General features: G+C 46.8%; 10 protein-coding genes and 1 other RNA gene. 8 read left to right on the top strand and 3 right to left on the bottom strand.

The window, feature by feature from the left end; translation table 11 throughout:
* Window positions 1-141: 141 nt before the first annotated feature.
* Together RH949_RS21225 and tnpA are read right to left on the bottom strand one after the other, a co-directional pair.
* On the bottom strand, window positions 142-465 hold the full coding sequence (locus RH949_RS21225; protein WP_044206685.1) for a DUF1825 family protein: 324 nt from the start codon (window positions 463-465) through the stop codon (window positions 142-144).
* Between the two features lie 244 nt (window positions 466-709).
* On the bottom strand, window positions 710-961 hold the full coding sequence (gene tnpA / locus RH949_RS21220) for an IS200/IS605 family transposase (RefSeq protein WP_052307461.1): 252 nt from the start codon (window positions 959-961) through the stop codon (window positions 710-712).
* A gap of 20 nt (window positions 962-981) precedes the next feature.
* On the opposite strand from tnpA, the gene RH949_RS21215 reads away from it, so the two are divergent.
* From RH949_RS21215 to RH949_RS21190, 6 genes are all read left to right on the top strand, one after another.
* Window positions 982-2,373 carry an RNA-guided endonuclease InsQ/TnpB family protein gene (locus RH949_RS21215; protein ID WP_446355930.1) on the top strand — a complete coding sequence of 464 codons (1,392 nt, stop codon included), beginning with the start codon at window positions 982-984 and terminating at the stop codon, window positions 2,371-2,373.
* Between the two features lie 126 nt (window positions 2,374-2,499).
* On the top strand, window positions 2,500-2,895 hold the full coding sequence (locus RH949_RS21210; protein WP_006100585.1) for an NINE protein: 396 nt from the start codon (window positions 2,500-2,502) through the stop codon (window positions 2,893-2,895).
* A gap of 7 nt (window positions 2,896-2,902) precedes the next feature.
* A complete protein-coding gene (locus RH949_RS21205) occupies window positions 2,903-3,451 on the top strand; it encodes a helix-hairpin-helix domain-containing protein (RefSeq protein ID WP_006100560.1) in 549 nt (182 codons plus the stop codon).
* A gap of 13 nt (window positions 3,452-3,464) precedes the next feature.
* Window positions 3,465-3,731: a YciI family protein gene (locus RH949_RS21200; RefSeq protein ID WP_006100681.1), complete on the top strand. Its 267-nt coding sequence runs from the start codon at window positions 3,465-3,467 to the stop codon at window positions 3,729-3,731.
* 54 nt (window positions 3,732-3,785) lie between these two features.
* Window positions 3,786-3,882, top strand: an RNA gene (gene ffs / locus RH949_RS21195) — signal recognition particle sRNA small type.
* Window positions 3,883-4,089: 207 nt separating this feature from the next.
* Window positions 4,090-4,734, top strand: a complete 645-nt coding sequence (locus RH949_RS21190; RefSeq protein ID WP_446350078.1) for a DUF3318 domain-containing protein — start codon at window positions 4,090-4,092, stop codon at window positions 4,732-4,734.
* Here RH949_RS21190 and RH949_RS21185 read toward each other — a convergent pair.
* Window positions 4,731-5,513, bottom strand: a complete 783-nt coding sequence (locus tag RH949_RS21185) for a 7-carboxy-7-deazaguanine synthase QueE (RefSeq protein WP_446355926.1) — start codon at window positions 5,511-5,513, stop codon at window positions 4,731-4,733. The two genes, RH949_RS21190 and RH949_RS21185, sit on opposite strands and share 4 nt — an antisense overlap.
* A 118-nt stretch (window positions 5,514-5,631) precedes the next feature.
* Between RH949_RS21185 and RH949_RS21180 the strand changes: the two genes are divergently transcribed.
* Together RH949_RS21180 and RH949_RS21175 are read left to right on the top strand one after the other, a co-directional pair.
* Window positions 5,632-6,603: a sugar transferase gene (locus RH949_RS21180; protein WP_446355924.1), complete on the top strand. Its 972-nt coding sequence runs from the start codon at window positions 5,632-5,634 to the stop codon at window positions 6,601-6,603.
* A 26-nt stretch (window positions 6,604-6,629) separates the two neighbouring features.
* Entirely contained in the window at window positions 6,630-7,076 is a 447-nt protein-coding gene (locus RH949_RS21175; RefSeq protein WP_446355922.1) for an ATP-binding protein, read from the top strand.
* Window positions 7,077-7,340: the final 264 nt, after the last annotated feature.

Here is a 7,340-nt window from a genome sequence, read left to right as displayed (position 1 = left end):
AGGCTTACAGTTGATCCGAACTGGGGAAGCATTCGGAAGTGTGTATCAGTTGATGGCTAGTGGTCTATTCAACTCTTGCGTCACCAGACTTGTCTCTGGCAATCCCCACGCTCCACGTTAGTAGCGTGGGGTTGCTGAATTCTAAGACTGCTGTTCCAGTTCGGATTTCATCCGCTCTAACGTCATTTGCATTTGATCAAACATTTGCTGAGGCGTGATGCCAAACTGACCAAGTTGTGTATTAAGCTGCTCAACTGTCATCTGAGCCATAAAATCCTCGGATAACTCGAAGCGCTTCATAAAAATTCGATAGCGCTCCATCATCGCTTCCATCTGATCAATGAAAATTTTCTTCCCTTCTCGGTCAAATTTACCGTAGCTGCCTCCCAATTGGACAAGGGACTGATAATCTTCAAACAGTTGTTTAGCTTCTTGTTGGACTATATCTGAATCAAAAAACCCCATAGCTCTTACCCGATCAACCGAGTGGGTTGTACTGCCGTTTCCAGTCATATTCTAGTGCAGTGTTGCACTTAGAGGAAACTTCGGTTATCCGTATTGGGGATGCAAGGGAGTAGAAGTGTGGGCGTGCGGGGTGCAGGGGGGAGAGGAAATGAAATTAGCAAAAACGCCGGAAGCCCCACGCCGTCCTGAAAGGCGGCGCTGGGATGGATAGGCGGTTAAAGAAGAGGGTGTCGAACCCTCTTCTTTAACATTTGGGTGCATCCTGTCCGCGAATGTATCGCTCAAGAACCTCAATATTCGCTCCCCCTACAGACTCAATTCCATAAGAATCATTCCAGAACTCATTTTTGGTATTATCGTCATTCTTCCAGAAGAACTGAGTCAAGTGTTCAGGAAACTCCTTGTTCATTTTCCTGCTTGTCACAGTTTTTAAGTTGTTAATAAATTTGGATAGTTGTATTTGTGGGTAGTAGGAAAACAGTTTCTTTTTAGTCATAGCGCGGTAGAATAGAAGACATGAAAACATCCTACCAGTACCGCCTTTATCCCAGTGCCAAACAGAAGCTCTCCCTCAACCACGGATTGAGGGTTTGCCGCTATTGGTACAACAGGATGCTGGGCGAACGCTTGGACTGGTGGGAATACAACAGGTCTGCGGTTAACTCTTGCCCCCTAATCTGTCACCTTCGAGAACTTAAGGAACGTCCCAATTATTACAACCAGAAAAATCAACTCCCTGCCATTAAGAAAGATTTGGTGCTGGTCAAGTGGTCAGGGGAACTCCTAGACTTCAGTGATATCTATTCGACCATCTTGCAGGATGTCTGTAAGCGAGTTGATAAGGCGTTTGAACGGTACATCAAAGGAGACAAGAAGGGGAAACGCTCTGGTAAACCCCGGTTCAAAAGCGAGTCTCGCTACCGAACAATGGTATTTGACGGAGCAAAGAACGAGTGGTTGAAGTTCTGTACGGTCAACGGTCGTTGGCTTTACCTAAGACTGCCCAAGATTGGATTAGTCAAGGTGAGAACTCATCGCCCAATACCAGACGGGTTTAACCTCAAGCAGGTCAGCGTTACCAAGAAGTCTGACGGCTGGTACGCATCATTCATCCTGGATAACCCGTCTGTTCCAGATTTCACCCCAGACAAGATAATCCCAACTTGGGATAACTCGATGGGGCTAGATGCTGTCCTGAACGAAGATGTGTATATTGCCACCTCTGAAGGTGAAAGCATCCCCTCTCTTAAGCCCCTGAGGAAAAACCTCGACAAGCTAGGGAAGTTGCAGACCAAGCGAAACGCTAAAAAGAAAGGGTCTCGCCGTCGCCGTAAACTAGCCAAAAGAGAAGCAAGGTTTCATCAGCGCATTGCTAGGAGTCGTCAAGACTTCCAATATAAGACCGCGCACAAATTGGTGCGAACCCGCAAGAAGGTGTTTTTCTGCGAGGACTTAAACCTCAAAGGCTTGACCAAGCGCAATGCACCCAAACAAGATGATGATGGGAAATATCTTCCCAACGGGCAATCCGCAAAGTCAGGACTCAACAAGTCCTGGTTAGATGCCGCATTTGGACAATTCTTCTCAACCCTGAGTTACATAGCTGAAAAAGCTGGGGCTGTGGTCGTTGAAAAGAATCCTGCTTATACTTCCCAAATTCTCTGCTATCGAGACGAGTTCGTATTTATAGACTGCTCGATTCGAGAGTATTGGGATGAACAGTTACAAATCTGGGTTGATAGAGACATTAATGCTGCTATCAACCTAAAACGTGTAGGGCTGGACGTGTTCCCTACCCTAAAATGCCGTAAAGGGAATCCAGTAGTGGTCTCTTCTGCTACTAATAGTACCTTGAAGGAAGTTCTGACCGCCTTATTTAAGGCTTCAGTTGCCCACGCTGTCCGGTAACGGCAGCGCTGGGTACGTCACAGATTCCTGCCAGTAGTATTGAGCAGCATCTCTCTATCATATAAAGTATGGCGTTCCTCTTTCTTGATTGATAACGGTGTCCTTTCGTCTGGTGTTTGAACCACTATGTTAAGCAAGCCGAAAAGTCGAAAAGTTGCTTCCTTACTGGCATTTAGTGGGGTAGTGATACCTTTTTCTGGACTGCACAAGTTTTATCTGGGGCAACCTTGGTGGGGAGTTTTGTATTTGTTGCTGTCCTGGACACCAATTCCCAGAGTGGCGAGTGCCATTGAAGGGGTATGGTATTTGTTGCAAAATTCGGAACAATTCGACCAAAATTTTAATGGCGATTTGATTCCAACCGGGACATCAGCGCCAAGTCAAATCCCAGAGGTTGATCCGGCGCAAGTGGGTGCGATCGCGGATGCACTGCGACAACTGGACAAGCTGCGTCAGGAGGGATTGATGTCAGAATATGAGTTTGAGCAAAAGCGTCGCCAACTACTGGATCGTATCGCGTGAAAAGAAGATGGCATTGTTTGACTGGCTGTTATCGACGGATCGATTAAACCCAACCTGGCGCTCAATCCAAGCCCGGATTCAGAGCGATCCCTACTATCGGCTGCAATCGGCACAAGAAATAGAGGTGGCGGTGGCGCTGGGGATGAGAATTGATGTCAATCAAGCGACGGTGGATGACTGGCTAAGATTACCAGGAATATCCATCCATCAAGCGCGATCGCTGGTGGAATTGGCAAATAGTGGGGTACAGTTTTGCTGTTTGGAGGATATTGCAGCGGCGTTAAGTATCCCTGTGGCGCGGTTACAGCCGTTACAACCAATTCTCAGCTTTTGTTACTATGACGCCGAAAGTCCAGCAACACCCGTGTCGATTCCGGCGAATACAGCATCCGTGGAACAACTGAGCCGAATTCCTGGAGTTGACTTGTTTGTAGCCAGAGCGATCGCCCAAAATCGGCAAGAGATGGGCAACTATCGCAATTTAGCAGACTTGCAGCGACGCCTTGCCCTTCCCCCAGACCTCATATCTGAGATAATGTACTATCTGCGGTTTTGATGGGAAAAAGCCAATGCCCTGGTTCGTCAAGATAGAAGAAGGCATCGTCGATAAACCTACGTTTGACCAATATGTTCCGGCTCATAAAGCCTACGTCCAAGACTTGATTGCCAAAGGACACCAAGCCAAAACAGGTTACTGGGCTGAGCGAGGGGGTGGAATGCTCCTGTTTGAGGCGAATTCAAAACAAGAGGCACAGGCGATCGTCCAGGGAGATCCGTTGGTGGCAAATCACTGTGTCAAATACCAACTTCACGAATGGTGCATCATTGCCGAATGAAAAAATATCTCCGTGAACTGATCAATTGGGTACAAAGCTGTTATACTGATAACTGACTCGGATTCATGCAGTCCCAACGCTCAAACCTTGTCAGAACCGGAAGGTAGCAGCAATACGAGATGCTTGGGATAGGCGTGAACTCCGGGTCTTCTCGTATATATATAGCCCTACAGTGACGCATTATTTTTCATTCATTATTTTTCCTCAGTACTCTTTTCCCTATCTTCCTCATCTCCCCCATTCCTTGCCGTACACAGTTGAATCCTGACAGCTAGGTAAAAACAAGGCAGAGAGCGAACTCGCTATACTGCCAAATGATACCCTTATTTATTGGTTTAAGTTTCCTGGAGGCAGATCTATGACATCCTATGCAACCTCTTCTGCCAAAGCCGAGATGAGTGAACTTCGGCGTCTGAAAACCTTACTCCCCCCAGAATTGCAAAGCTGGGTCATGGTGGAAGGAACGACGGAGGTCAATCCCCCATTGTTACGCACTGAAGAAATCGGTAGTGATGAGGTGGAGGTGCAAATTGACTTAGTGAAATGGGAGCAGTTTGCCCTTGACCAACGCAATCTCCTATTTTGGCACGAAGTTGCCCGGATTCAGAATGACACGATCCCCAAAGAAGGGTGGGAAATGGCAGCCCTAGCCATTGGCTTGGGAGGCGCTGTTGGGGAACTTTGGGTACAAGATGGATTGCTACTGCTGTTGGCACTCGCCCTCTGTGGTGTTTCTGGATGGAGACTCTATCAGAAAAACAACGGGGAGAAAACTCTCAAGGCAGAAATTGAGGCAGATGAAAAAGCGATCGCTCTGGCTACTCGCTTTGGTTACACTCTCCCTAACGCCTACAAGAGCCTAGGCAGTGCCTTAAAAACATTAGTTGAAGTTACACCCGGTCGCCGTCAACGCCGCCGCTACGAAGCTCGCCTAGCCGCATTGAAAAAAAGTGCGGCTAAAGCCAAAGCCGAAGCGAAAAGCAAACGGGAATCCAGAGCCTAAAGCTGACCGATCATCTTATGGGTTTGGGGGATGACGCGCACTGATTTGAGATGGCGCTTCATCAACGCTTGCCATTCTAAAACTTGAGTCGGCGTTGGCGGGATCATTGGCGCATGATGGGGTTTAGCTAGGGGCGTTACAGGTTGTAAAAACACGGGAATACTGGGGTTACACGCTGCAACCAATTCGGCGGCTAACTCCAGTTCGGCGGTGTTCGTTGTTTGGGCAATAATCAGCTTGACAAAAACCTCAACATCTGCATCGCCACAAACCTGAAGAAACTGACGATGAGCGTGCCAACACTCTTCCCCACTTACACTCGGCAATTTCATATCCATACCGATACTATTTAAATAGGGTAGAATCTGGGCTAGTTGCTCCGGACGATGCCCACCGGTTTCCAAATAGATGGGTAACCCGGTTCGATGTTGTACTACGGGCAAGAACTCTCTTAAAAAGGGAGCCTGCAACAGGGGTTCGCCACCTGTTATGCTAATGCTTTCATGGAGTCCTGGATAATTTTGCCGCTCAACCCATGCCAATAACTGATCAACGGTTACAGGATTAGGATGAGTTTCAAAATCCCGATGTCCAGGGGTTTGCTCCACGGAAGCTAAATTGGGAACTGCCCAGGTATTCTGACTATCGCAAAAATGGCAGCGCAAATCACACAGAGCCAAACGGATGAATAATTGACGGGTACCAACGTTGCGTCCTTCACCTTGAATGGCAGAAAACAGTTCAATGAGCCGTGCGGTGAGTCCAGTCTTAGCTGACATTTTTTGACATTGGATCGGTAAATTCAAGTGAGTTTTCGGTTAAGTTAGCAATTGTACGACACAATATTGGTCAGGAACACATCAGGAACACAGGTGAATACAAAAAATACAGGTTGTTATGGGTGACTCAATGTCAGAAGCGGATTTTAAAGTAATACTATTGCATGAAACTCCCGTCATGCAACTTCCGGCTCGCCTGAGTGTGCTTGAAGCTGTGGCTTTCAAAGAAACCTTCCAGCAAATTTTTCAGAATCACCCCCTGCCGCCCAAAATTATTTTAGACTTTCGTCAGACAACCTTTATCGATAGCTGTGGGATTGGGGCGTTGGTGAATAATTACAAAAATGCGACCAGTAAGGATATTGAACTGGTACTTACCAATGTTGGCACTCCGGTCATGATGATTTTGAGAATGACGAACCTCGATCAAATTCTCACAGTGGAACTGCTTTCTGAATCAAGTCAGCCACCAGCATTACCACCCACTCATCCTTCCACCCGCTCTGGGATCAAACGTGGACTCGATATTATCGGCGCAATTGTCGGCTTAGGAATTACCGCACTGCTGTTTATTCCAATTGCTACGGCTATTAAACTTGATTCGCCAGGTCCCATCTTCTTCAGTCAGATCCGTAAAGGGTGGATGGGCAAAGAATTTCGGATTTGGAAGTTCCGCTCCATGTATGTCGGTAGTCAAGATATTAGTAAGGGTAAAATTAGAGTTAAACCATTGGATGAAAATGCCCCTGATCCCAGAGTGACACGAGTCGGTCGGTTTTTACGGAAAAGTAGCCTTGATGAACTGCCTCAATTTGTCAATGTCCTGACAGGGGAAATGAGTTTGGTGGGAACTCGACCCCCAACACCGGATGAAGTAGATTACTACGATGTCCCCGAATGGCAGCGTTTAGATGTCAAACCGGGTATGACAGGAGAGTGGCAGGTCAATGGGCGAAATCAAATCCACAATTTCAAGGACATCATTGACTTAGATTTACGCTACCAGCATCACTGGAGCTTGATGTATGATGTCAAATTAATTATTAAAACAATTTTAGTGGTTTTTTCTAAAAATAGTGGCGCGGCTTAAAAAAACATGGGACTGGCTTTCGATTGATGCACCCTGACAAACCCCTTAAACAATCGCATCTCAAAGTAGCTACAGATATCAAGGCTGTTGCTGAAATTTTCGCCTGGTTTGATAGGTTAGCGTCCCGCCAACTTCCTCACCAATTTTGTGTGGATTGCAAAGTGGCACTAGACGAAGCCTTCGCCAATGTGGTTGATCACGCTCATCAACACTTACCTCCAACCACCCCGATTGAGCTGGAGCTGAAGATATTTGCTGACCGCTTAGAGATGCGGATTTGGGATCACGGAGAACCGTTCGATTTGCAGGCTAAGTTGGACGCTTTACACCAAAAAGGCTGTAACCTTCTAGAGGAAACAGGCAGAGGATTAATTTTGATGGAGCAATTCACGGATGAACTATTTTATCAACGCTTATCTGATCAGCGTAATTGTTTGTTTATGGGAAAACGACTCGTACCAGGGAGCCATTGAATGCCGTAAGCCATTGAAGGAATGTGTAAAAGCAATGAATTTATCCAGCCTCTAGGCTGATTGCACTTACTCTTACGATGCGGCATTCTGATAAAGGCAACTACAATAGGTAGATTATACAATATTCAGCAACCCCACGCTACTAACGTGGAGCGTGGGGATTGCCAGAGACAAGTCTGGTGACGCAAGAGTTGAATAGACCACTAGCCATCAACTGATACACACTTCCGAATGCTTCCCCAGTTCGGATCAACTGTAAGCCTA

The sequence above is a fragment of the Coleofasciculus sp. A1-SPW-01 genome (assembly GCF_040217205.1).
In the GTDB taxonomy this organism is placed as follows: domain Bacteria; phylum Cyanobacteriota; class Cyanobacteriia; order Cyanobacteriales; family Coleofasciculaceae; genus Coleofasciculus; species Coleofasciculus chthonoplastes_A.
Note: the sequence above shows the minus strand (reverse complement) of the source record. Positions and strands in the feature narration are given on the sequence as shown.